Source organism: Janthinobacterium sp. BCJ23 (assembly GCF_059617945.1).
The window spans coordinates 340,754-365,137 of sequence record NZ_JCAQAW010000003.1 but is presented as its reverse complement, the minus strand read 5'-3'; the positions used below and the strand labels follow the sequence as shown (position 1 = coordinate 365,137).

Annotated in this window: 16 protein-coding genes; 12 read left to right on the top strand and 4 right to left on the bottom strand. The window is 64.0% G+C overall.

Annotated elements, in window-relative coordinates; all coding sequences use genetic code 11:
* Window positions 1-429: 429 nt before the first annotated feature.
* Window positions 430-2,661 carry a TonB-dependent receptor gene (locus AC54AG_RS13290; protein WP_496630598.1) on the top strand — a complete coding sequence of 744 codons (2,232 nt, stop codon included), beginning with the start codon at window positions 430-432 and terminating at the stop codon, window positions 2,659-2,661.
* A 78-nt stretch (window positions 2,662-2,739) separates the two neighbouring features.
* Here AC54AG_RS13290 and gluQRS read toward each other — a convergent pair whose 3' ends face one another.
* Both gluQRS and AC54AG_RS13280 read right to left on the bottom strand, forming a co-directional pair.
* The gene (gluQRS, locus tag AC54AG_RS13285) at window positions 2,740-3,717 is read right to left on the bottom strand and encodes a tRNA glutamyl-Q(34) synthetase GluQRS (protein WP_496630596.1); all 978 of its coding nucleotides are present in this window, start codon (window positions 3,715-3,717) and stop codon (window positions 2,740-2,742) included.
* A gap of 166 nt (window positions 3,718-3,883) precedes the next feature.
* Entirely contained in the window at window positions 3,884-4,747 is an 864-nt protein-coding gene (locus AC54AG_RS13280) for an outer envelope protein (RefSeq protein ID WP_496630595.1), read from the bottom strand.
* A gap of 388 nt (window positions 4,748-5,135) precedes the next feature.
* Here AC54AG_RS13280 and AC54AG_RS13275 point away from each other — a divergent pair, with 388 nt between their 5' ends.
* The 6 genes from AC54AG_RS13275 (at window position 5,136) to AC54AG_RS13250 (ending at window position 12,451) form a co-directional block, all read left to right on the top strand.
* Window positions 5,136-6,650, top strand: a complete 1,515-nt coding sequence (locus AC54AG_RS13275; protein WP_331777519.1) for an ABC transporter ATP-binding protein — start codon at window positions 5,136-5,138, stop codon at window positions 6,648-6,650.
* On the top strand, window positions 6,643-7,719 hold the full coding sequence (locus tag AC54AG_RS13270) for an ABC transporter permease (RefSeq protein WP_331777518.1): 1,077 nt from the start codon (window positions 6,643-6,645) through the stop codon (window positions 7,717-7,719). The genes AC54AG_RS13275 and AC54AG_RS13270 overlap by 8 nt, the downstream gene beginning before the upstream one ends.
* Window positions 7,712-8,641, top strand: a complete 930-nt coding sequence (locus AC54AG_RS13265) for an ABC transporter permease (protein ID WP_070303295.1) — start codon at window positions 7,712-7,714, stop codon at window positions 8,639-8,641. Before AC54AG_RS13270 ends, AC54AG_RS13265 begins: the two co-directional genes overlap by 8 nt.
* 21 nt (window positions 8,642-8,662) lie before the next feature.
* Complete coding sequence (locus AC54AG_RS13260) at window positions 8,663-9,748, top strand: BMP family ABC transporter substrate-binding protein (protein ID WP_331777517.1); 1,086 nt, start codon at window positions 8,663-8,665, stop codon at window positions 9,746-9,748.
* A 115-nt stretch (window positions 9,749-9,863) separates the two neighbouring features.
* The gene (locus AC54AG_RS13255; RefSeq protein WP_128140386.1) at window positions 9,864-10,700 is read left to right on the top strand and encodes an HDOD domain-containing protein; all 837 of its coding nucleotides are present in this window, start codon (window positions 9,864-9,866) and stop codon (window positions 10,698-10,700) included.
* Between the two features lie 137 nt (window positions 10,701-10,837).
* Entirely contained in the window at window positions 10,838-12,451 is a 1,614-nt protein-coding gene (locus tag AC54AG_RS13250) for a M28 family peptidase (RefSeq protein ID WP_496630594.1), read from the top strand.
* A 144-nt stretch (window positions 12,452-12,595) separates the two neighbouring features.
* On the opposite strand, the gene AC54AG_RS13245 is transcribed toward AC54AG_RS13250, so the two are convergent.
* Window positions 12,596-13,810 (bottom strand): MFS transporter, encoded by a 1,215-nt coding sequence (locus AC54AG_RS13245; RefSeq protein WP_496630592.1) that lies wholly within the window; start codon window positions 13,808-13,810, stop codon window positions 12,596-12,598.
* A gap of 150 nt (window positions 13,811-13,960) precedes the next feature.
* Entirely contained in the window at window positions 13,961-14,959 is a 999-nt protein-coding gene (locus AC54AG_RS13240; RefSeq protein ID WP_319992400.1) for an LLM class flavin-dependent oxidoreductase, read from the bottom strand.
* Window positions 14,960-15,219: 260 nt separating this feature from the next.
* Here AC54AG_RS13240 and galT point away from each other — a divergent pair, with 260 nt between their 5' ends.
* The 5 genes from galT to AC54AG_RS13215 all read left to right on the top strand — a co-directional run bounded on the left by galT (window position 15,220) and on the right by AC54AG_RS13215 (window position 24,299).
* Window positions 15,220-16,323 carry a galactose-1-phosphate uridylyltransferase gene (galT, locus tag AC54AG_RS13235; protein ID WP_331777514.1) on the top strand — a complete coding sequence of 368 codons (1,104 nt, stop codon included), beginning with the start codon at window positions 15,220-15,222 and terminating at the stop codon, window positions 16,321-16,323.
* A complete protein-coding gene (locus tag AC54AG_RS13230; protein ID WP_331777513.1) occupies window positions 16,320-17,426 on the top strand; it encodes a peptidase M24 in 1,107 nt (368 codons plus the stop codon). Before galT ends, AC54AG_RS13230 begins: the two co-directional genes overlap by 4 nt.
* Entirely contained in the window at window positions 17,423-18,490 is a 1,068-nt protein-coding gene (galK, locus tag AC54AG_RS13225) for a galactokinase (RefSeq protein WP_319992402.1), read from the top strand. The genes AC54AG_RS13230 and galK overlap by 4 nt, the downstream gene beginning before the upstream one ends.
* Window positions 18,491-18,667: 177 nt before the next feature.
* A complete protein-coding gene (locus AC54AG_RS13220) occupies window positions 18,668-20,407 on the top strand; it encodes a glycoside hydrolase family 2 protein (protein WP_496630710.1) in 1,740 nt (579 codons plus the stop codon).
* Between the two features lie 55 nt (window positions 20,408-20,462).
* Window positions 20,463-24,299: an NAD(P)-binding protein gene (locus tag AC54AG_RS13215; RefSeq protein WP_331777511.1), complete on the top strand. Its 3,837-nt coding sequence runs from the start codon at window positions 20,463-20,465 to the stop codon at window positions 24,297-24,299.
* Window positions 24,300-24,384 lie beyond the last annotated feature (85 nt).

Here is a 24,384-nt window from a genome sequence, read left to right as displayed (position 1 = left end):
ACTATTTTTACCGTCGGGGCTGTCTTGCAGGATGCCAATTTGGCTTTCGTCTGGCCAGGCGAAAAACGGGTGCCATGCGGCAAGTCATCAGGCCAAATAGCAAGGCAAGGGCGTTATTGTGGCTGAATAACCACTAGTCGGCCCTTTATGTTGATGAATGAATATTTTACATAACAATATTCTTGCAGCGCATAAGGCGCTTGAATTAAATTGGCGCCTTACTCAAAAGTTGGTGTTCATCAGACATCCCGGAGATGCGGCCGCTACCGCTGTCAGCTAGCACGACAGCCAGGGCAGAGCCAGTGACACCAGGAGCGGAGAGACATCCGCTCGCGCTGCTGCACCGTGATGGTGCACACGATCATCCAGCGCCGTACATAAGCCGGAGACAGGTTTCGCAATTCTTTTTTTAAACTTCTGGGAAACAACATGATCAAGATGTCCAAGATGCACAAGCGGTTGTGCGCCAAAAGCGCCGCCATGCTGGCACTGTCCGCTGCCCTGCCTATCGGCTCGGCTTATGCAGATGAAGTCGCTGCTGATACGGCGCCCGCCGCCAGCCAGCTGGAAACCGTGACCGTGACGGCGCAGCGCCGCAAGGAAAATATCCGCGACGTGCCCGTCTCCGTGTCGCTGCTGCGCGATGAAAAGCTCGACGTGCTGGTCTCCAGCGGTCAGGATATCCGCGTGCTGGCTGGCAAAGTGCCGAGCCTGAACGTGGAATCGTCGAACGGCCGCACCTTCCCCCGCTTCTACATCCGCGGCTACGGCAACACCGACTTCAACATCTTTGCATCGCAACCTGTTTCCCTGATTTACGACGATGTCGTGCAAGAAAATCCTATCCTCAAGGGCTATCCGATTTTCGACGTGGCTGGCGTGGAAGTATTGCGCGGCCCGCAAGGTACATTGTTCGGCCGCAATACGCCTGCCGGCGTGGTCAAGTTCGAATCCGTCAAGCCGAACCTGGACAAGGTTGAAGGCTATTACAACGTTTCCGCCGCCACGCACAACACGACCAACTTCGACGGCGCCGTCAACGTGCCGCTGAGCAAAGAATGGGCGCTGCGCTTCTCGACCCTGCGCCAGCACCGCGACGACTACGTCGACAACACGTTTACAGGCCAGAAAAACGCACTGGACGGCTACGACGAACACGCCGAACGCGTGCAACTGCTGTACGCACCGAACACCATGTTCAACGCCCTGTTCAATGTGCACCAGCGCAGTACCACGGGTAGCGCGCGCATCTTCTACGCCAACATGATCAAGCAGGGCACGAACGATATCGTTGACGGTTTCGACCCGAACAAGTCGTTCACGAATGCACCGAATTTCCAGCGCCTGCGCACCAACGGCGCCAGCGCCCGCCTGAGCTGGGACCTGGACGGTATTAAACTGTACTCGGTCACCGGCTTTGAACAGGTCGGCAATTATGTGTCGCATGGTGACATCGATGGCGGCACGCCAACGGGTCCTGGCTTCATTCCTTTCCAGGTTGAAACGGCCGGCGGCATCACCAGCGTGAAGCAATACTCGCAAGAATTCCGCGCCGAATCGAAGAATGCCGGTCCGCTCAACTGGCAGGCTGGCGTGTACTACTTCAACGAAGATGCCAACGGTTTCACCGACAACTTCGATACCAACACGCATGCGCTGACCACGCACCTGGCCAGCCGCCAGAAGAACTCGGCCTGGGCAACGTTTGGTTCCGTCAACTACGCCGTCAACGATGACTTCATGCTGCGCGCCGGTTTGCGCTACACCAAGGACAAGAAGGATTTCAACACGGTGGAAGCGACCAACATCGTGCAGGTCAGCCCGACCAGCGCCGATGTCAGCAAAGCCAAGGTCAACTGGGACTTGAGCGGCACCTATAAATACAACAAGGACGTGAACTTCTACGGCCGTGTCGCCACCGGTTTCCGCGCGCCAAGTATCGCTCCGGCCAGCACCAGCGTGCCCGTCACCGTGGCCGATGCGGAAACGATCACCTCGTTCGAAGCCGGCATCAAGGCCGATCTGTTCGAGCGCCGCGCCCGCGTGGCCTTCAGCCTGTACAACTACCAGGTGAAGAACCAGCAATTGACGGTCGTTGGCGGCACCTCGAACGTGACGCGTTTGATCAATGCAGCGAAGACGAACGGCCGCGGCGCGGAACTGGAACTGGAAGGTTTTGTCACGCCGAGCCTGAAGATGTCCCTGGGCGGCAGCTACAACTTCACGGAAATCAAGGATCCAAGCCTGTCGATCGCTACCTGCGCCCAAACGCGTTGCACCGTGACCGATTCGCTGACCACCGGCAACCGTGCCATCATCGACGGCAATCCATTGCCGCAAGCGCCGAAGTGGACGATCACCGCCACGGGCCGTTATTCGATCCCGATGGAAAACGGCGAATTCTTCGTCTTCACGGACTGGGCTTACCGCAGCAAGATCAACTTCTTCCTGTATGAAGCGACCGAGTTCACCGGCAAGGCAATGGTCGAAGGCGGCTTGCGCGTGGGCTACACCTGGGATGCTGGCAAGTATGAAATGGCCGTTTTTGGCCGCAACATCACCGATACCCAGCGCATCACGGGCGCCATCGACTTCAACAACCGTACGGGTTTCATCAATGAGCCACGTCAGTTTGGTGTGCAGTTCAAAGGCAACTTCTAATTGCCTGATACCAGGCGCCGGCCCTAGCGGCTGGCGCCTGCATTGCTACCCGCCCGGTTCGCGCCGCGGCGGGTTTTTTTATGTGCGCTCGGGAAGTCGCGCCAGCCGCTGCGCCCAGGTGGGAATGGCTTGCCGCCAGAAATCTTCCACATTGTCGGCACGCACGTCGAGGCCGAGGAAGCGGGTGGCCGGCAGCAGCGCCGACGTCAGCAGTTCGGCTTGTGTGCCTGTATCGAAGGCGAGGGCGCCCGTCTGCTTGGACAGCTTTTCGCCGCTGTCGTTCGTAACGACAGGCACGTGCAGGAAGCCGGGGTGCGGCAAGCCCAGCACATCCTGCAGATACAGCTGGCGCGGCGTGGAGTCGAGCAAGTCCGCGCCGCGCACCACCTGCGTAATCCCCTGCGCGCCATCGTCGACCACGACGGCCAGCTGATACGCCCAGTAGCCATCGCCGCGCAGCACGATGAAGTCGCCCACCTCGCTGGCCAGGTCCTGCCGCTGCGGACCCGCCCAGCGGTCGGTAAAAGCGTACACCGCATCGGCCCCCTGCGGCACCCGCAGCCGCAAGGCCCGCGCCGCCTTGCCCGGCGCCAAACCGTGGCGGCACGTGCCCGGATACACGGCGGCCCCATTTTTCGGCGCGCCGGCCTGCAAATTCGAATCCTGGATTTCCTTGCGCGAACAGCCGCACGCATACACGAGCCCATCGTCCTGCAACTGCTTCAGCGCCGCCTCGTACAGCGGCAGCCGCCGGCTCTGCCACGTCGCCTCGCCATCCCAATGCATGCCGCAGCGCTGCAGGCTGGCCAGGATGCCGACGTCGGCGCCCTCGACATTGCGGTCATAGTCCAGGTCCTCGATACGCAACAGCCACGTGCCGCGATGCACCTTCGCATCAAGATAACTGGCCATGGCGGCAACGAGCGAGCCCATGTGCAGGGGACCGGAGGGGGAGGGGGCGAAGCGGCCGATGTAGGGGGAGGAGGAGAGAAGACTGTTCATGCGTGCTGGCAAAGCGGCGACGGCGCTTGTTAACCGGAGTGGAGCAAGCGTCAAGTATCGTGGAGGGAATCAGACGTGTCAAATGCGGAAAGCACACGGGCGTGTGCAATCAGCTCCGTTTGCCTTTGTCATACTGTAGTGGCTGTCCACGAACGTAGTCTCTCCAGCACAAAGTTTCCATGCCGGCATTCGCTACGTTCGTGGGTATTGATTGCTGCAATTAGAAATGATACTCCGCACGTATCATCGGCGTCTTCGCCGTCTGGCCCACGTTGCCCGTGGTGGCGGGCGAGTTGCCGAACTTGTTCTTCCAGTACTGGTATTCCAGGCCCACGCGGAAGGTGTTCTTGGCGCTGCCCAGGGCCGCGCCCACGTCGAACATCACCTGCATGTCGATGTTCGTTTCCACCGCCGTGTCACGGCCCACTTCATCCTTGCCTTTCGAATCGATGAGGTTAAAGAAGCCTTCGAACGAGAACAGCGGCGACAGGGGGATGCCCCAGGCGCCCGTCAGCATGGCGTGCGTTTTATACGTGTAGCGGCCTGTTACTTGCGAGATGGGCTGGAAGGCGCCGCTGGGGGCGTTGCTTTCGCGCAGCAACAGCAGGCTGGTGTTGAAGAAGCCGGGCACGTCCCACATCAGGGTAGGGCCGGCTACCAGCATGCGCTTGCGCGAGTTGTAGCCGACGTCGTTCTTGGTGTTGACGTCGAAACCGAGGGTGACGCCGACGCCGCGCACGGGGCCGAACTTGATGTCGCTGCCGCGCACCTTGCCGATGTCGATGGTGTTGCGGTACACGAGGTACGCTTCCTGCGCGCCGGACGTTTTACCGAGCGCGCCAGGGTCCTTGCTGTCGGACATGAGGAAATCGAGGTTGACGAAATTGCTGCCGTATTTGTAGCCGCTGGCGTGCGTGATGGCGAAGATGTTTTTCTTGATGTCGTCCGGATTGAACGGCTCGCGGTAGTCGTTGCCGGCGCGCCAGCTCAGCGCGGTATCGCTCCATTCGGCAGCCTGGGCGGTCGCGCCCGCGCCGAGGGTGGTAGTGAGGCAAAGCAACAGACACGGTAGGGTTTTTGGCACTTTCGGCTCCTGATGATGTGATAAAACGGGAACGGGGGATAGCAGGGTGCGTAGTGCGCACGAAGCGCTGCGATGAGGAAAATTGCGCACCGTTCAATCCATGATGCGAGAAGCGCCGCGTCGGGCGATATGTCTTGTCTGCATACTTACTATCAGTTCCTGCATATAATCATCGCACCTTCCCGCCCTTGCGGGGCAAGGCAGCCGCTGCAAAGCTGATAATTTTTTTCAAAATTGTATACAGGTGTTGTTTTTTTGCGGAAATAGAAATGCGCGCCGCCGCGCCCGCTCCCCAAGCGCCGCGGATGCCGATACGATAGAGACAGAGTGTTGATTTTTTTCACCGATCAACATCCCGCATACCACGCAGCGAGGCACGAAAAAAACAATGACGGCACGCCTGGAACTCCTCGATATCAGCAAGCGCTATCCGGCCGTGGTGGCCAACGACGGCATCTGTCTCAACGTCGCGCCCGGACAGATCCATGCCGTGCTCGGTGAAAACGGTGCCGGCAAATCGACCCTGATGAAAATCATTTACGGCGCCGTGCAGCCCGATGGCGGCCGCATCCTGTGGAATGGCCGCGAAGTCGAGATCGCCAACCCGTCGGCCGCGCGGGCGCTCGGCATCGCCATGGTGTTCCAGCACTTTTCCCTGTTCGACACATTGACCGTGACGGAAAACATCGCCCTCGGTTTGCCCGCTGGCACCAATATGGCGGAGCTGGCTCAGCGCATCGAAGACACGGCGCGCCAGTACGGCCTGGACCTGGAACCGCAGCGCCACGTCCACACCTTGTCTGTCGGCGAATGCCAGCGCGTGGAAATCGTGCGCGCCTTGCTGGCCAAGCCGCAACTGTTGATCCTCGACGAGCCGACGTCCGTGCTGACGCCGGGCGCCGTCGAAAAACTGTTTACCACTTTGCGCCAATTGGCGGCCGAAGGCTGCAGCATCCTCTACATCAGCCACAAGCTCGACGAGATCCGCGCCCTGTGCCATACGTGCACGGTGGTGCGCGCCGGCAAGAACGCGGGGGTATGCGACCCGTCACAAGAGTCGGCGGCCAGCCTGTCGCGCATGATGATCGGCGCCGAACCGCCGGCCGTCACGCGCGTGACGCGCACGCCCGGTGCGGCCATGCTGAGTGTCAGGGGCCTGAACTTGCCGAAGAGCCACCCGTTTGCCACGCAATTGATCGATATCCATTTCGACGTGCGTGCGGGCGAGATCGTCGGCATCGCGGGCGTGTCCGGCAATGGCCAGCAGGAATTGCTGGCGGCCCTGTCGGGCGAGGACATGCGCGCCCCCGCCGCCAGCATCGTGCTGAATGGCACGCCAGCGGGACGCTTGCCGCCGGGACGCCGGCGCGCCCTGGGCTTCGGTTTCGTGCCCGAGGAAAGGCTGGGACGCGGCGCCGTGCCCGACATGGCGCTGGCGGACAACGTTTTGTTGAGCCTGCAGACACCGGCCACCATCCGCCACGGCTTCGTGCGCCACAAGGTTATCGCGCAGCGGGCGGCCGCCATCATCGCCCGTTTCCAGGTCAAGGCAGGCGGGCCGCAGGCGCTGGCGCGCAGCCTGTCGGGCGGCAACTTGCAGAAATATATAGTCGGACGCGAAGTCATGCGCGAACCCACGGTGCTGGTCGTGGCGCAGCCGACCTGGGGCGTGGACGTGGGCGCGGCCGCGCAAATCCGCGCCGAATTGCTGGCGCTGCGCGACGCCGGTTGCGCGCTGCTGGTCGTATCGGAGGAACTCGATGAATTGTTCGACATCAGCGACCGCTTGCTGGTGATGGCGAAGGGAAAAATCTCGCCGTCGCTCGACGTGGGCGAGGCCAGCGTGGCGCAGGTGGGGCAATGGATGAGCGGGTTGTGGCCGCAGGAGGCAGCCCATGGCTAAGTTTGCCTTGCGCCTGGAAGCCCGTCCGTCCCCGTCGCGGCTGATGTCGTGGCTGTCGCCGGTGCTGGCCGTCTTGCTCACCGTGCTGTGCGGGGCGCTGCTGTTTATTGCGCTGGGACACGATCCGCTGGCGGGACTGGCCGTCTTCTTTGTCGAACCCTTGCGCGACGCGCACGGCTGGTCCGAGCTGGGTCTCAAGGTGGCGCCTTTGCTCTTGATCGCCGTCGGCCTGGCCATCTGCTTTCGCGCCAACATCTACAACATCGGCGCCGAAGGGCAGTTGACCCTGGGCGCCATCTGCGGCGGCGCGGCCGCGCTGTACCTCGACGATGGCGTCGGCGGCGCGGCCATCATCGGCGTGTCCCTGGTGGCCGGCATGGCGGGCGGCATGGCGTGGGCGGGATTGGTGGCGTGGCTGCGCGACCGCTACAACGCCAGCGAAATCCTCGTCTCGCTGATGCTCGTCTACATCGCCCAATTGCTGCTCAGCTATCTTGTGTATGGCGTGCTGCGCGACCCGGAAGGTTTCAATTTTCCGCAGTCGAAACTGCTGTCGGACGGCTTGCTGCTGCCGATGGTGATCAGCGATACGCGCTTGCACGTAGGTATCGTCTTCGCCTTGCTGGCCTCGCTGGGCGGCTGGCTGTATTTATCCCGCAGCATTGCCGGCTTCCGCCTGCGCGTGGGCGGCATGGCGCCGGCCGCCGCCCGCTATGCGGGATTTTCTTCGCGCAAGACCTTGTGGTCGTCCTTGCTGATCTGCGGCGCCCTGTCCGGCCTGGCGGGCGCCTGCGAAGTGCTGGGGCCGATGGGACAGTTGACGCCCACGGTCTCGCCCGGCTACGGCTTTGCCGCCATCATCGTCGCCTTCGTGGGACGCTTGCATCCCGTGGGCGTGATTTTTTCCAGCTTCGTCATGGCCCTGTTTTATATCGGCGGCGAACTGGCGCAGTCGCGCCTCGGATTGCCCAGTGCGATTACCGGCGTGTTCCAGGGCATCTTGCTGTTTGCCTTGCTCGCCTGCGACGTGCTGATCCAATACAAATTGCGCTGGAGAAAACATGGATAACCTGGCCCTGACCATCGCGCCATTGATTGCGGCCAGCATCAATGCGGGCACGCCGCTGATGCTGGCCGCGCTCGGTTTATTGGTGAATGAAAAAGCGGGCGTGGTCAACCTGGGCGCGGAAGGCATGATGCTGGTCTCGGCCATCACGGGCTTTGCCGTGGCCGTCAACACGGGCAGTCCCACCCTGGGCTTCCTGGCAGGGGCGGGCGCCAGCATGGTGCTGTCCGGCTTCTTTGCCTGGCTGACCGTGTGGCTGGGCACGAACCAGTATGCGACGGGTCTGGCTTTGTCGCTGTTTGGCGCGGGCGCGTCCACGTATATCGGCTTGAAGTACGTGGGCAACAGCTTGCAGAACGGCCGCTTCGGCATCCCCTTCCTGGAAGATATTCCCGTGCTGGGGCCGGCCCTGTTCCGCCAGCATCCGATGGTGTATCTGTCCTTGCTGCTGTGCCTGGCCATCGCCTGGTTTTTGTACCGCACGCGGGCAGGATTGGTGCTGCGCGCCGTGGGCGAGTCGCCCGCGTCCGCGCATGCGCTCGGCTATCCCGTGCGCCGCATCCGCCTGGCGGCCGTGCTGTTCGGCGGCGCCTGCTGCGGCCTGGCCGGCGCCTTCCTGTCGCTCGTCTACACGCCGCTGTGGGTCGAGGGCATGGTGGCGGGGCGGGGCTGGATCGCGCTGGCACTGACGACCTTTGCCACCTGGCGCCCGGCGCGCGTGGTGGGCGGCGCCTATTTGTTCGGCGGCATCACGATATTGACGTTCCACGCGCAGGCGCTGGGCGTACCGATTGCGTCGCAATTGCTGTCGATGCTGCCCTACGTGGCGGCCATCGTCGTGCTCGTGCTCATTTCCAGCAACGCCAATTACATCAAGCTCAACATGCCCGCTTCGCTGGGGAAAAATTTCAATCCCGGAAATTAATCACTGACCACAAGGAAAACCATGTCCAAGAAACTGTTGTGCGCCGCCGTTTGCGGTGCTGCGCTGATGTCCTCCATGCCCGCCATGGCCGCCGCGCCCGCTGCCGCTCCGCTGAATGTGGGCTTCGTGTATATCAGCCCCATTGGCGACGCGGGCTGGACCACCCAGCACGATCAGGCCCGCAAGGAAATGGAAAAGGCGCTGGGCGGCAAGATCACCACCAAGTACGTGGAAAACGTGCCGGAGAGCGCCGATGCGGAACGGGTGATCCGCGACCTGGCGCAGACGGGCAGCAAGCTGGTCATTACGACCTCGTTCGGCTACATGAATCCCACCTTGAAGGTGGCGAAACAATTTCCTAATGTGAAGTTCATTCATTTGACGGGCTACAAGACGGCCGTCAATGTGGCCAACACGAATGCCCGTTTCTACGAGGGCCGCTACCTGGCCGGCGTGTTGGCGGGAAAGATGAGCAAGACCCACGTCGCCGGTTATGTGGCGGCATTCCCCATCCCGGAAGTGTTGCAGGGAGTTAACGCTTTTACGCGCGGCATGCGCAGTGTCGACCCGAAGGCGGAAGTGAAAGTGGTGTGGGTCAATAGCTGGTTCGACCCGGGCAAGGAGCGCGACGCGGCCATCACCCTGATCGGCCAGGGCGCCGACGTGGTCACCCATCACACGGACTCGACCGCCGTGGTGCAGGCGGCCGAAGAGAAGGGCAAGTATGCGATCGCCTACCACTCGGACATGAAAAAATACGGACCGAAAGCGCAGCTGGCCGCCGTCACCCACCACTGGGGCGATTACTACACGAAGCAGGCGCAAGCCGTGCTGGACGGTACGTGGAAGTCCAGCAGCACCTGGGGCGGCATCAAGGATGGCATGGTCAAGCTGGAAGGCATCAATGCCGCCGTGCCGGCCGACGTGAAACAGTTTGTATTGGCGCGCGAGAAAGACTTGGTAGCTGGCAAGCTCAATCCGTTCAGCGCACCGATCAAGGATAACGATGGCAAGGTACGCCTGGACAAAGGCGTGCTGGACGATGCGGCGCTGACGAAGATGGATTATTTTGTCGAAGGCGTGGCCGGGAAAGTTTCCGGAAAGTAATAGGTTTGAGTATAAACTTGCTGTAATATTGCCGGAAACGGGAGCAGGGCCGGGAGCGCATTCCCGGCCCACCCACACAGCAAAGCCTGAACAGGCCCGTACCGGAGATTGCCCCATGGACAGATTGGAAGTATTCAAGATTATCGCGCTGCAAGCGAGCAAGGGCGAGCTGACGTTCCCCGCCAACGTCAAGGCCACCTTGAAGCTGCAGGAAGCGCTGGACGACCCCGATTGCCATATCGAAGCGGCCGCTCGCATGGTCATGGCCGAGCCGCTGCTGTCGGCCCGGGTCGTGGCATTGGCCAACTCGGCCGCCTACAACCGTTCCGGCAATGAAATCGCCAATGTGCGCGCGGCCGTTTCGCGCCTGGGCTTTGCCACCCTGAAATCGATGGTGGCGTCCGTCATCGTGCGCCAGCTGGGCAGCCAGATCACGGACCCGCAATTGCGCGCCAAGGCGGCCCGGCTGTGGGAACACACGGCCCATGTGGCCGCGCTGAGCCAGGTGATCGCCAAGAAAGTCACGCACGTGGACGTGGAAACGGCCATGTTCGCCGCCATCGTGCACGAAGTGGGCGGCTTTTATCTGCTGTCGCGCGCCGAGGAATATCCGGGTTTGCTGGACGACAATACCGAAGACTGGATCGAATACGGCGAAAAGCTGATCGGCCGCGGCGTGCTGCGCCAGCTGCAAGTGCCGGACCTGGTCTTGCAAGCCGTGGAAGGCATGTGGCACGGCGGCAGCACGTTCCCGCCCCGCACCTTGGGCGCGACCCTGGTGCTGGCCAACGATCTGTCGCCCGTCGGCTCGCCTTTGCATCCGCCGGAAAGCGCCGCGCGGCGCCAGGCGGCGGCGAAGATCGATTTCGGCATCGGCGGCAGCACCCTGCACACCATCCTCGAGGAATCGGCGGAAGAGATCGAATCCCTGGCGGCCGCCCTGCTGGTCTGAGCGTTCTTCCTGAAACATCCCCGCCCTTGCCGCGGGGATTTTTTTCGTCCGCATTTTGATGCGCCTTTCCCCATGGCATACAATCGCCGGCTTGGCTATCCGCCGTACCGCTTTCCTCCTCTTACCCAAAGGATCTTATGCAGAAGCTGTTTTCTTCCCTGACCTTGACCGCGCTGGCGTTTTCCGCCCACGCCGCGACCGGTTTGCCCGTGGTGCAGGAAGCGCCCTTGCGCGCCCACCTGGCCTTCCTGTCCAACGATTTACTGGAAGGCCGCGGCACGGGCCAGCGCGGTGCTGACCTGACGGTGGCGTACCTGGAAACCCAGGCGCAGATGGCCGGCTTGAAACCCGTGCGCGGCAACAGCTACCGCCAGAGCGTGCAAATCGCCGGCGTGAAGTCCTTGCCGCAAGATAGCAGCCTGCAGGCGATGGCGGACGGCAAGGCCGTGCCGCTGGCCTTCGGTCCGGACTGGGTCTGGGCCACGGGCGACTCCGTTGCCGCGCACACGTTCGACGCGCCACTGGTATTTGTCGGCTACGGCATCACGGCGCCGGAAGAGGGCTGGAACGATTTCAAGGGTGTCGATGTCAAAAACAAGATCGTCGTCATGATGGTCAACGACCCGCAGCCGACCATTGCCGAGCCGGATCGTTTCGCCGGCAAGGCGCTCACGTATTACGGCCGCTGGACCTACAAATTCGAGGAAGCCAGGCGCCAGGGCGCGGCTGGCGTCTTGCTGATCCACACGAAACCGTCGGCCTCGTACGACTGGAGCGTAGTACAGAATAGCTGGAGTGGCAGCGAACGTTTTCAATTGGCGGACCGCACGGCCGGTACGCCGTTGCAGGGCTGGATCGCGGAAGACGCGGCGCGCCGCCTGTTTGCGGCCGGCGGCCAGGACCTGGACGCCTTGCGCGCGCAGGCGGAAAGCAAGGACTTCAAGGCCGTCGCCTTGAATGCCAAGCTGTCGGGCGAAATGAAGTCCATCGTGCGCAAGGTGGAACAGTTCAACATCGCCGGCATGGTGCCGGGTACCGACCCGGCATTGAAGGATGAAGCCGTCATTTACAGTGGCCACTGGGATCACCTGGGCAAGCAGGGAGATACTGGCGATACCATCTACAACGGCGCCGTCGACAATGCCTCGGGCACGGCCGGCTTGCTGGCCATGGCGCAGGAAGCCGTGAAAAAGCCTGCGAAGCGCACGCAGATTTTCCTGTGGGTAGCGGCCGAGGAGCAGGGCTTGCTGGGCAGCGCCGCGTATGCGGCCGACCCGCTATGGCCGTTGAACAAGACGGCGGCCGCGCTGAATCTGGACAGCCTGAACTTTGTTGGCGCCACGCACGACATCGGCGCGCAAGGCAGCGAGCGCACGGAGCTGGGCGCCATGGCGGCGGCAACCGCCAAAGCCATGGGCATGCACATCGCGCAAGCGCGTCCCGACCTGGCCGGCGGCTATTTCCGCAGCGACCATTTCAGCTTTGCCAAGGCGGGTGTGCCCGCGTTTTCCATCAATGGCGGACGCGAGTACATCAAGGACGTGGAAAAGTCGAAAGCCAAGGCCGCCGCCTATGGCCCCCGCTATCATCAAGTCACCGATGAGTACGACGCCAGCTGGGATTTGTCGGGCATGACGCAGCAAGCGCAATTTACCTTGAACCTGGGTCTAGCGGTGGCCAACGCGGCGAAGATGCCGGCGTGGAAGGCGGGCGATGCGTTCGGCAAGGCGCGCGAGCAGGCTGCAAAGTAAGGCGTGGTTTGTGCCAACAATGTTGTCGGCTTACGCGCTGGCGCGCTAACCCGACCTACGTGGCTTGTTTCACCAGCATCAGGCGTAGGTCGGATTAGCTCGTAGAGCGTAATCCGACAACATGGCTGGCGCCGCAGCGTCGGATCAGGCTGCCCGTTCCAGCCGCCGCTGCGTGTGCCGGTACTTGCTCCACACGATCAGCATCAGCAGCGGCATGGCGCCGCCCACCATGCACAGGGCGGGCCAGCCGCCGGCCGTATAGCTGGCGCTGGCCAGGGCCGAGCCAGCGGAGGCGCCGATGAAGCCGCCCGCGATGAACACGGTGGTCACCCTTGCGCGCGCATGCGGCGCCAGTTTATAGATGATGGACTGGTGCGTGACTTGCAGGCCCATCACGCCCATGTCCAGCAGCACGATACCGATCAGCAATAGTACGAGCGAATGGGCGCCAAAGCCGATCAGAGCCCAGCCTGCGATCGAGGCGACGGCCAGCAGCCAGGTGGCCTGGCGCGCGTAGCCGCGGTCGGCCATGCGGCCCGCCGTGTTGGCGGCAAAGGCGCCCGTGGCGCCGGCCAGGCCGAACAGGCCGATCTGCATTTCCGAATAGTGATAGGGTTCGCCGCTGAGCAAAAAGGTCAGGCCCGTCCAGAACACGCTGAAGGTGCCCAGGCCCAGGCCCGAGAACAGGGCGCGCTGGCGCAGCAATGGTTCCTGGCGGATGATGTCGGCCAGGGAAGCCAGCAATTTTCCGTATTGCAGCTTGCCGCGTGGCGCCTCGTTTGGCAGGATGCGGCGCAGCATGACGAGCAGGGCCGCGACGACGATGGCGGCCAGGACGTAGACGGTGCGCCAGCCGCCGCTGATCTGCGACACCGTGCCGGAGACGGTGCGCGCCAGCAAGATACCCAGCAACAAGCCCGTCATGACGGTGCCCACCATGCGTCCCCGGCTGTGATCGGGCGCGTACGAGGCCACCATGGCCGTCACTACCATCAAGGCGCTGGACGTGATCCCCATCAAGACGCTGGCGATGGCAAAGACGATGATGTTCTGGCTGGTGGCGGCCAGCAGCAGGGCGGCTATCTTGGCGATCAGCATCCACGTCAGCAACTGGCGGCGGTTCAGCACGTCACTGAGGGGGACCAGGAAGACGATGCCCAGCACATAGCCGATTTGCGTGGCCGTGACCAGATAACCGGCTTGCGGCACGCTGACGCCAAACGAGGCGGCCAGCATGGAGGTGAGCGGCTGCACATAGTAGAGGCTGGCGACGAGCACGCCGGCGGACAGGGCGAACAGCAGGATGCGGGTCGACGTCAGCAGGGCGCTGGCATCGACGGTAGAGGGTGCGGATTTCATGCGGTTACAACTTTCTTCGAGTGATGCTTTTGGATAAGCATGATAGCGGGGCTGCGCATTTCTTGCCGAGCAGGCAAAAAAATCCCGGCGATCGTTGCCGACGGCCGGGAAAAGGGTATATGGGGATATATACCGAGGGAGAGTTAAAACTTACTGCGCGCTTGCCAGCTCCGCATGCACCTGCGCCGTGATTTCATACGAGCGCAGCCGGTGCTGGTGCTCGAAGATCTGCGAAGTGATCATCAGCTCGTCGGCGCCCGTTTCGGCGATAAAGGCGGCCATCTTCGCCTTCACGGTGTCCGGCGCGCCGATGGCCGTGCAGGACAGGACGGAGTCGAGCATGGCGCGTTCCTGCGGGCCCAATTGCTCGAGGTAGCCGGGCACGGGCGGCTGCAGACGCGACGGGCGGCCCGTGCGCAGGTTGACGAACGCCTGCTGCATCGACGTGGCGCGCAAGTGCGCCTCGGCATCCGTATCGGCGGCAAACACGTTAAAGCCCAGCATCACGTACGGTTTGGCCAATTGCTTGGACGGCTTGAAATGCTCGCGGTAATAGGCCACGGCTTGCATCATCATCTGCGGCGCGAAGTGCGAGGCGAATGCATACGGCAAGCCCAGGTGGGCGGCCAGCTGGGCGCCGAACAGGCTCGAGCCCAGTATCCACACGGGCACTTTCGCGCCCTTGCCGGGTACGGCCAGCACGCGCTGGCGCGGCTCGTCGGACATATAGTCGATCAATTCCAGCACGTCCTGCGGAAATTGTTCCGCATCGGACTGCAAGTCGCGGCGCAGCGCGCGCGCCGTCGTCTGGTCGGAGCCGGGCGCGCGGCCCAGGCCCAGGTCGATGCGGCCCGGATGCAGCGCTTCCAGGGTGCCGAACTGTTCCGCGATGACGAGCGGCGAGTGGTTCGGCAGCATCACGCCGCCTGCACCCACACGGATGGTTGTCGTGCCGGCCGCCACATGGGCGATGACGACGGCCGTGGCGGCGCTGGCGATACCGGGCATGCCGTGGTGTTCGGCCAGCCAGTAGCGGTTGTAGCCCCAGCGTTCGCCGTGCTGCGCCAGGTCGAGCGTGTTCTTGAACGATTGGCTGGCGTCGCTGCCTTCGGCGATGGGGGCCAGGTCGAGTATGGAAAATGGAATCATGGTAGCGATATCGGGACGTGGTGGAAAATCACAATGGACGATTTGTCTATCCCCTGACGACAATAGGGTCGGCCTTGAAAGCGGCAGGAATGACAGGCTGTGCACATGATAATGCGAATCGGGAATTTGCGTACTGATCGGTAAAAAACTCGTGCCGGTCGGGATCGGTGCTGCTTGAACTGGCGGAGTTGCCGCAAACTCTGGAACTTTCCTTGCCAGCCCCAGTCTTAAGAATTCGTGCCTTAAGATTGTGAAACATCATGTATTGCGAGCAACTCGTCAAGCCCGACGGGCGCCAGCTGACCCTTTACAGTAGGCGTCCCATCGTCGTCGCTGGCGTTGCACCGAGCCCTTTCCCCTTGCCGCAGGAAGCCAATCCGCACTTGCGCTGGCATCCTTTGCGCGGCGAGTGGGTCGCGTACGCGGCCTATCGCCAGGGCCGCACCTTCCTCCCTCCGCCAGAGTACAACCCGCTGGCGCCCACGCGCGATCCCGCCCATCCGACGGAATTGCCGGCCGGCGACTACGATATCGCCGTCTTCGACAACCGCTTTCCCACCCTGGCGCTGGACGCCCATGACCCGCCCGACCTGACGGTGGCCACGGCGCCGGCCGCCGGCCAGTGCGAAGTGGTGGTGTTCGCCCAGGATGCCGGCGCCTCGCTGGGCACCTTGCCCGTCAGTCACATCGTCTTGCTGCTGCAAGCGTGGACCGCGCGCACGCAAGAACTCGCCAAGCGGCCCGGCATCGCTTATGTGCTGCCGTTCGAAAACCGTGGCGCGGAAGTGGGCGTGACGCTGCACCATCCGCATGGCCAGATCTACGCCTATCCCTTTGTTCCTCCGGTGCCGGCGCGCATGCTGGAGCAGGAGCACGCGTATTTCGCCGAGCATGGCCAGGCCTTGCTGGTGGATATGGCGCGGCGCGAAGCCGATGGCGGCACGCGATTGCTGTACCTGGGGCCGGAGGCCGTCGCTTTTGTTCCCGCCTGTGCCCGCTACCCGTATGAAGCGTGGCTGATGCCGCGGCGGCAGACGGACAGCTTTGCGGCCCTGTCGGCGGCGCAGCGCGAGGATCTGGCGCGCGCCCTGAAAACCGTCCTGCTGAAATACGACGGCCTGTGGCAACGCGAAATGCCTTACCTGATGGCCTGGTACCAGGCGCCGACAGACGGCCGCGCGCATCCGGAAACGCAGCTGCACGCACAGTTTTATCCGCCGTACCGCACGCGCGAACGGCTCAAATACCTGGCCGGCACGGAGCTGGCCGCCGGCATGTACGCCATGGATGCTTTGCCCGAGGAGTCGGCGCGGCAGCTGCAGCAAGTGCGCGTGACATGGGAAATGTCAGAGGAAATCGCATGAACTGGAATGTGGAATTGGAAATTGCACATAAGCTGGCGCAGATGCGCGGCTGGCTGGAACAGGAAAGGGCTGGCGCGGTGCGCTTGCGCGGCGTGGACTGGTTCGCCTGGGCCACGGCGGGGGCGTCGGGCAGCGCCGGCCACTCAGCCGAGTGTGGCTGTGCCGAGGTGCTCGTCACGCGCGATGCGGCCTACATCCTGACGGATGCGGCCGAGGCGCAGCGGCTGCGTCAGGAAGAAGTGCGCGGCAGCTGGACCTGGCAAGTGACGCCGTGGATGCAGCCGCGGCTGGCCGAATTGCGCGAGCATTTCGTGCAGCATGCGGCGGAAGGGCGGCCCGTGCTGTGCGACCGGCCCGGCCTGCAAGAACGCTGTCTGCCCGTTGCCCTGCGCGAGGAGCGCCTGCCCCTGCTGGCGCCGGAACAGGCGCGCTACCGCGAAGTGGGGCGCCTGGCCGCCGCGGCCGCCAGCGAAGCGCTGCGCGCCGCGCGTCCCGACTGGAGCGAGCAGGACCTGGCCGGCGCCTGCGCCCGTGCCCTGTGGTCGCGCGGCCTGCACGCCGTGTACGTGCTGGCGGCGGGTGCCGAGCGCTTCGAGCGCTACCGGCGCGCGCCACCGGCCGCGTCGCCGCTGGGCGAGCGGGCCGTGCTGGCGCTGTGCGCGCAAGCTTACGGCCTGTGCGCCAGCCTGAGCCGCCAGCGCCGCTTCCGTCCCGCGCGCGACGGCATCGGTGAAGCGGACGCGGCCATCCTGGCGCTGGAAGCGGTGGCGCTCGACGCCTGCGTGGCGGGGCATGCGCTGAGCATGGTATATCACGCGCTCGACAGCGCCTATGCGTATGCGGGCCAGCCCGATACGGTGCAGGAATTCCGGCAGGGCGGCATCGCCGGCTACCGCGCGCCCGAGGTGACCGCAGGCGCGCACACGGAAATCACCCTGAAGGACGGCATGGCCCTGGCTTTCCATCCCAGTTTGCCCGGCAGCATGGTGGAAGACACTTTCCTGCTCAGCGGCGGGCGCCTGCACAACCTGACTTGCGACCCGGACTGGCCAGTCACCTCGGTGGAGGGACGGCTGCGTCCGCTGACCCTGGAGTTGCCATGATCACCCCCGACGCGTATTTCGGCGCCGTCCCCGTGGTGGCGGCCTCGGCGCCCGGGAGGGTCAACCTGCTGGGCGAGCATACGGACTACAACGATGGCTACATGCTGCCGTGCGCCACGCCGCAACGCACGCGCGTGATGCTGGCGCTTGCCGCCGACGGCCACCATCAGTTCTATTCGGCGACCCTTGACGAACTCGTGCGTTTCGAGCGCCAGTGCGCCGCGCCGCCCGGTTTCGGCCGCTACCTGGAAGGCTGCATCCGTCTGCTCGAGGAGCGCGGCGTGGCCGTACCGGCCGTGCGCGGCCATATCGATTCGGACGTGCCGCCGGGCGCCGGCCTGTCGAGCAGCGCGGCGCTGGAAATCGCCATGCTGCGCGCGCTGCGCCAGCTGCTGGGGCTGCAGATTGACGACGTGTCGCTGGCGCTGATGGGGCAGCAGGCGGAAATCCGCTACGCGCAAGTCAATTGCGGCGTGATGGACCAGATGGCGTCCAGCCTGGCCGACGAGCGCCATATGCTGCTGCTTGATGCGCGCACCCTGCGCCATGAACTGCTGGCGCTGCCGCACGACAGCGAGGTGCTGGTCATCGACAGCGGCGTGCCGCGCACCCTGGCAGGCAGCGCGTACAACGTGCGGCGCGCCGAGTGCGAACAGGCGGCGCGCCTGCTGGGCGTGGCGGCGTTGCGCGACGTGCGCGAGCCGTCCGTGGTGGAAGGCTTGCCTGAGCCGTATCGCCGCCGCGCGCGCCACGTGGTCAGCGAAAACCTGCGCGTGCTGCAAGCGTGCGGCCAGCATGGTCCCGTGCTGTTCGGCCAGTTGATGACGCTGTCGCACGCCAGCCTGCGCGACGACTACGAGGTGTCGCTGCCGGTGCTCGATACCTTGGTGGCGCTGCTGTCGGCGCAGTCCGCCGTGTATGGCGCGCGCCTGACGGGGGCCGGTTTTGGCGGCGCCTGCGTGGCCCTGTGCCGCAAGCAGTGCGCGGCCAGTACGGGGCGCACGGTGGTGCAGCGCTTTAACGCCGAAGGACACAGCGCACGCATGGTGGTTCCCCTGAATTGAGCGTGGTTTGATCTTGCTCATGCGTGACAAAGCAAGCCTCTTTCTTTGGAACTTGCTCAGTGCCGCATGCCTCCAACAGGCATGCTCAATGACCATCTCTCCCCACCCGATACGAATGATGCCCAGGCCGGGACAGCCCAGCCTGGCGAGGGCGGTTTCGCGTATCCCCGCCCGCAGATGGTGCGTGAAAACTGGCAATCGTTGAACGGCGCCTGGCGTTTTACCTTCGACAATGAGCGGCGCTACCGGCTGCCCGATGGCGGCATCGACTGGACGCACGACATCATCGTGCCGTTTCCGCCGGAATCGCAGGCCAGTGGCGTGGGCGACCGTGGTTTTCACCGCGTCTGCTGGTACCAGCGCGAATTTTTTCTGCAGCCGGGCGGCCCGTGCGTGCTGCTGCATTTCGGCGCCGTCGACTACCATGCCAAGGTATGGCTGAACGGACACGTGGTGGCCGACCACGAAGGCGGGCATACGCCGTTTGTCGCCAACATCAGCCATGCGCTGCTGTCCGACGGGCCGCAAGTGCTGACGGTGCGCGTCGAGGACGATCCGCACGACCTGGCCAAGCCGCGCGGCAAGCAGGACTGGCAGCTGCTGCCGCATTCCATCTGGTATCCGCGCACCACGGGCATCTGGCAAAGCGTGTGGATCGAGCGCGTGGCGGCCACCTATATCGGCAAGCTGCGCTGGACGCCCGTGTTCGAGGGCTACGAGATCGGCTGTGACGTCTTCGCCACGGGCGACTTGCAGGATGACCTCACGGTGGCCGTGCGTATCTGGCATGGCGACAACCTGCTGGCCGACGACCAATACAAGCTGATCGAAAACGAAGCGAGCCGCAAGATCGCTTTGTCCGACCCCGGCATCGACGATTCGCGCAACGAACTGCTGTGGAGTCCGGAACGGCCCATCCTGCTCGATGCCGAAGTGACCTTGTGGCATGGCGACGAGCTGCTCGATACGGTCAAATCGTACACGGCGCTGCGCTCGGTGGCCATCAACCGCGACCGCTTCATGCTCAATGGCCGGCCGTATCCGCTGCGCCTCGTGCTCGACCAGGGCTACTGGCCCGACACCCTGCTGGCCGCGCCTTCCGACGACGCCCTGCGGCGCGACGTGGAGCTGGCCAAGGCCTTGGGTTTCAACGGCGTGCGCAAGCACCAGAAGATCGAGGACCCGCGCTACCTGTACTGGGCCGACCGCCTGGGCTTGCTGGTGTGGGAAGAAATGCCATCGACGTACCGCTTTTCCAGCAAGGCCATCACGCGCATGGTGCGCGAATGGACGGACGTGATCGAGCGCGACTACAGCCATCCATGCATCCTCGTATGGGTGCCGTTCAATGAATCGTGGGGCGTGCCCAACCTGACGGCCATCCAGGCCCACCGCAACGCCGTCGAGGCACTGTATCACCTGACGCGCACGCTCGACCCCACGCGGCCCGTGATCGGCAACGATGGCTGGGAAGCGTCGGCCACGGACATCCTCGGCATCCACGATTACGACTGCGATCCGGAACGGCTGCAGGCGCGCTATGCGATCAGCGATTCGGCCCGCACCACCTTGTTCGACCAGCGCCGCCCGGGCGGACGCATCCTCACGCTCGACGGCTTTCCGCACCGGGGCCAGCCCATCGTCCTCACGGAATTTGGCGGCATTGCCTTTGACAGGGAACAGAGCGAATCGGCGGAAACCTGGGGCTATGCGCGCGTGGGCAACGAGGCGGCCTTCCTTGATATCTACCGGCGCCTGATGAGCGTCGTCAACACGGCGCAGATGTTCAGCGGTTTTTGCTACACGCAGTTCGCCGACACGTTCCAGGAAACCAATGGTCTGCTGACGGCGGACCGAACGCCGAAGGCCGCGCTGGAGCTGCTCAGCGCGGCCACCCGCAATATCCGGCTCAATTGAACGGGAGCCGGGCCCGGCACGTTTCATCTGGTTCATCACATCAAGAGGAGCAGGCATGGCCGATACCGATGGCGCGGCAGCGCCGTTCCTGACTTACTGGCAGGCGGGCTACGAGGGCGCCGACCACGTCACCCATGGCGGCCAGGCGCTGGACATGAACCGCGCCACGGGTCACCTGGACCGGGTGCGCGAAGACTATTTGCTGCTGCGCCAGTTCGGCATCCGCAGCGTGCGCGAAAGCATAGGCTGGCGCCTGGCCGAGCGCGATGGCCAGTTCGATTTTTCCGGCATCGAGGAGCGCGCCGCCGTGGCGCAGGAGCTGGGACTGCAAATCAACTGGACCTTCTGCCACTACGGCTGGCCGTCTGAACTCGACCTGTTCTCGCCCGACTTCGTGCCGCGCTTTGCCCGCTATTGCCGGGCGGCGGCGCAGTTCCTCGCGCCATATGCGGGTTGCGCGCCCGTGTATTCGCCCATCAATGAAATCTCGTTTACCAGTTGGGGCTTGTCGGTGCACATGTTTCAGTGCCTGAATATGTACCGGCCCGATGCCGGCCACGAAGGCAAGCGGCAGCTGGTGCGCGCCACCGTGGCCGGCTGCGACGCCATCCGCGCCGTCAGCCCGCAGGCGCGCTTTCTGCAATGTGATCCCCTGATCCACGTGACCGCGCCGCCCGGACGCACGGACTGGGTTGCACAGGCGGCCGCCTGGCGCGCCTCGCAGTTCGAAGCGTGGGACATGCTGTGCGGCCGGCAAGCGCCGGAACTGGGCGGCGCGCCGCGCTACCTGGACTTGATCGGCTTGAACTATTACCACAGCAACCAGTGGGAAAGCGGCAGCAATTTGCGCCTGTGGTGGCACCTGGGCGAACCGCGCCGCATGCCCCTGCACCAGTTGCTGCTGGAAGTGCAGGCCCGCTACCAGCGGCCGCTGCTGCTGGCCGAAACGAGCCACGTGGGCAGCGGGCGCGGTGCGTGGATACGCGACGTGGCCGCCGAGGCGGCGCTGGCCGTCCAGCATGGCGCCGCGCTGCGCGGCATCTGCATCTATCCCATCATCGACCGGCCCGACTGGGATGATGCCAGCCACTGGCACCACAGCGGCCTGTGGGATGTCGGCCTGGAAGGCGAGGGGGGGGAGCGGCTGCGGCGCATCCTCGTGCCCCCTTACGCGGCGGCACTACGGCAGGCACAGCGCCTGACCGGACAACTTTGTTCAACGTTTGCCCTGGCGGGGCAGAAAGGAACTGGCATGCGAACCATCATCGTTTTTTCCCATTTGCGCTGGAATTTCGTGTATCAGCGTCCGCAGCAGCTGCTGTCGCGGCTGGCGCAGTTCTACCGCGTGGTCTTCGTCGAGGAACCTGTCTGGCACGATGGGCCCGGTACGCTGGAACTGTCCACGCCGGCACCGAACGTGACCGTGTGCCAGCCCCGTACGGCCGTGCAGGCGCCCGGCTTTCACGACGACCAGCTGGCCGTGCTGCAGCCCTTGCTGAGCCAGATCACGCCTGCCGACGATCCCATTGTGTGGTTCTATACGCCGATGGCGCTGCCGCTGCTGCCGGCGCTGCACGCGGATCTGGTCGTGTATGACTGCATGGATGAACTGGCTGCATTCAAGAATGCGCCTCGGCAACTGCTGCAGCGCGAAACGGCCTTGCTGGCGCGCGCCGACCTCGTGTTCGCGGGCGGCCCCAGCCTGTTCGAGGCGAAGCGCACGCGCCACGCGAACGTCCATTGCTTCGCCAGCAGCGTCGATACCGTGCACTTCGAACAGGCGCTGGACCGCCACAATGGCCATCCCGCGCAAGCGGAGATCGGCCGGCCCAGGCTCGGCTATTACGGTGTGATCGACGAGCGTTTCGAGCCGGCCCTGGTAGCGGCGCTGGCCGACGCCCATCCCGACTGGCAAATCGTGCTGGTCGGTCCCATCCTCAAGATCGACCCGGCCAGCTTGCCGCAGCGGCAGAATATCCATTACCTGGGCCAGCAGCCTTACCAGGCGCTGCCGCACTTCCTGGCCGGCTGGGACGTGTGTCTGCTGCCCTTCGCCAGAAATGAAGCGACCCGCTTCATCAGTCCGACCAAGGTGCTCGAATACATGGCGGCACAGCTGCCCATCGTCAGCACCTCGATCACCGATGTGGCCGTGCCGTATGGCGACATCGTGGCCATTGCCGATACGCCGGAAGCCTTTGTTGCCGCTTGCGAGGCGGCGCTGGCCGCGACGCCGGAACAGCGCGCGGCGATGGCCGCCAGCATGCGCGCCATCGCCGAGGCTACCTCCTGGGATGCCACGGTGGACCAGATGCGCACCTTGCTCGACACGACACCGCCGGGGCAGGGCGCACGCCAGCAGGTGCCCGCCGCCAGCACGGCGCAGGCCGCCGCACCGGGCGCCGGCGCCGATGTCAACCTGCTGCATCCCCCCGGTGCGCCGCACGCCGTGGCCTGCGCCATCATCGGCGCCGGCCCGACGGGACTGAGCGCCGCCTATCACCTGGGCGCCGATACCTTGCTGCTGGATAAAAATGCCGCCGTGGGCGGCTGGTGCCGCTCCATCCAGGACCGGGGTTTTACCTTCGATCACGCGGGCCATATCATGTTTTCCAACGACGACTATGTGCTCGAGATGTATCGCACCTTGCTGGGCGCCAACCTGCACTGGCAAAACCGCGAAGCCTGGGTCTACAGCAAGCAGGTCTACACGCGCTATCCATTCCAGGGAGCGTTGTACGGCTTGCCTCCGGCCGTCATCAAGGAATGCATCGTCGGCGCCATCGAGGCGCGCTACGGCAAGGCGCCGGCGGCCCCCGGCAATGCAGCGACAGCGGCCTGCGCCGTGGAAGACTGCTGCGCCGACGGCGGCACGGGGCTGGAGCAGGTGCACGATGCCGTAGCGGCGCCGGCCCAAGCCCAAGCCCAGAGCGCGCCCAATTTCGAGCAATTCATCCATCAGGTGTGGGGCAGTGGCATCGCCCGCCATTTCGCCATTCCCTACAACAAGAAATTGTGGACCGTGCCCCTGGCCGAGATGGAAACGTCGTGGCTGGGCGGGCGGGTGCCCTTGCCGAACCTGGAAGAAATCATCGAGGGCGCGCTGGAACCGGTGGCCAGGCCGATGGGCCCGAATGCGCGCTTCGGCTATCCCTTGCGTGGCGGTTTCCAGGCCTTGATGTCGGGCTTCCTGCCGCACCTGCAAGGCAAGCTGGAACTCAATGCCGATGTGGTGCAGGTCTTGCCGCGCCAGCATGTGGTCGTGCTGGGCGACGGCCGCCGCTTCCGTTACCAGCACTTGCTCAGCACCATGCCCTTGCCGCAACTGGTGCGCCTGATTGGCGAGCAGGCGCCGCCGCAGGTACAGGCGGCGGCGCGCGCCTTGCGGCATATTTCCGTACGCTGCGTCAACTTGGGCGTGGCACGCGAAAACATCAGCGAGAAACACTGGATTTACTATCCGGAAGAGACGATATTCCACCGTATCTTCCTGCAAGGGAATGCCAGCCCCCACTGCAATGCGCCGGGCGGTTTCGGCCTCACGTGCGAGATCAGTTATTCGCCCTGGAAACCGTTGCCGCTCGATGGACAGGCCCTGATCGACCGCTGCGTGGCCGATTGCATCGCGGTGGGCTTGTTGCGCGACGATGACCGGCTGCTGGCCGCCAACCAGGTGGACATGCCGTACGCCTATGTGGTGTACGACCACGCGCGGGCCGCCAACGTGGCGCTGGTGAAAGCATGGCTGTCCACGCAGGACATCGTGCTGGCCGGACGCTACAGTGAGTGGGAATACTACAATTCCGACCACGCCTTCCTGGCCGGGAAAAAAGCGGCGGAACTGATCACAGGGCTGGCGGCAAGCCAGCGCAAGATAGGCATGGTGGAGTAGGCGCTTGCGCCGGGAGCACGGGAACGGCGCTCCCGGCGCGAGGTAGACACGATGAGCACGACGGACATGAGGGAGACGATGAAGA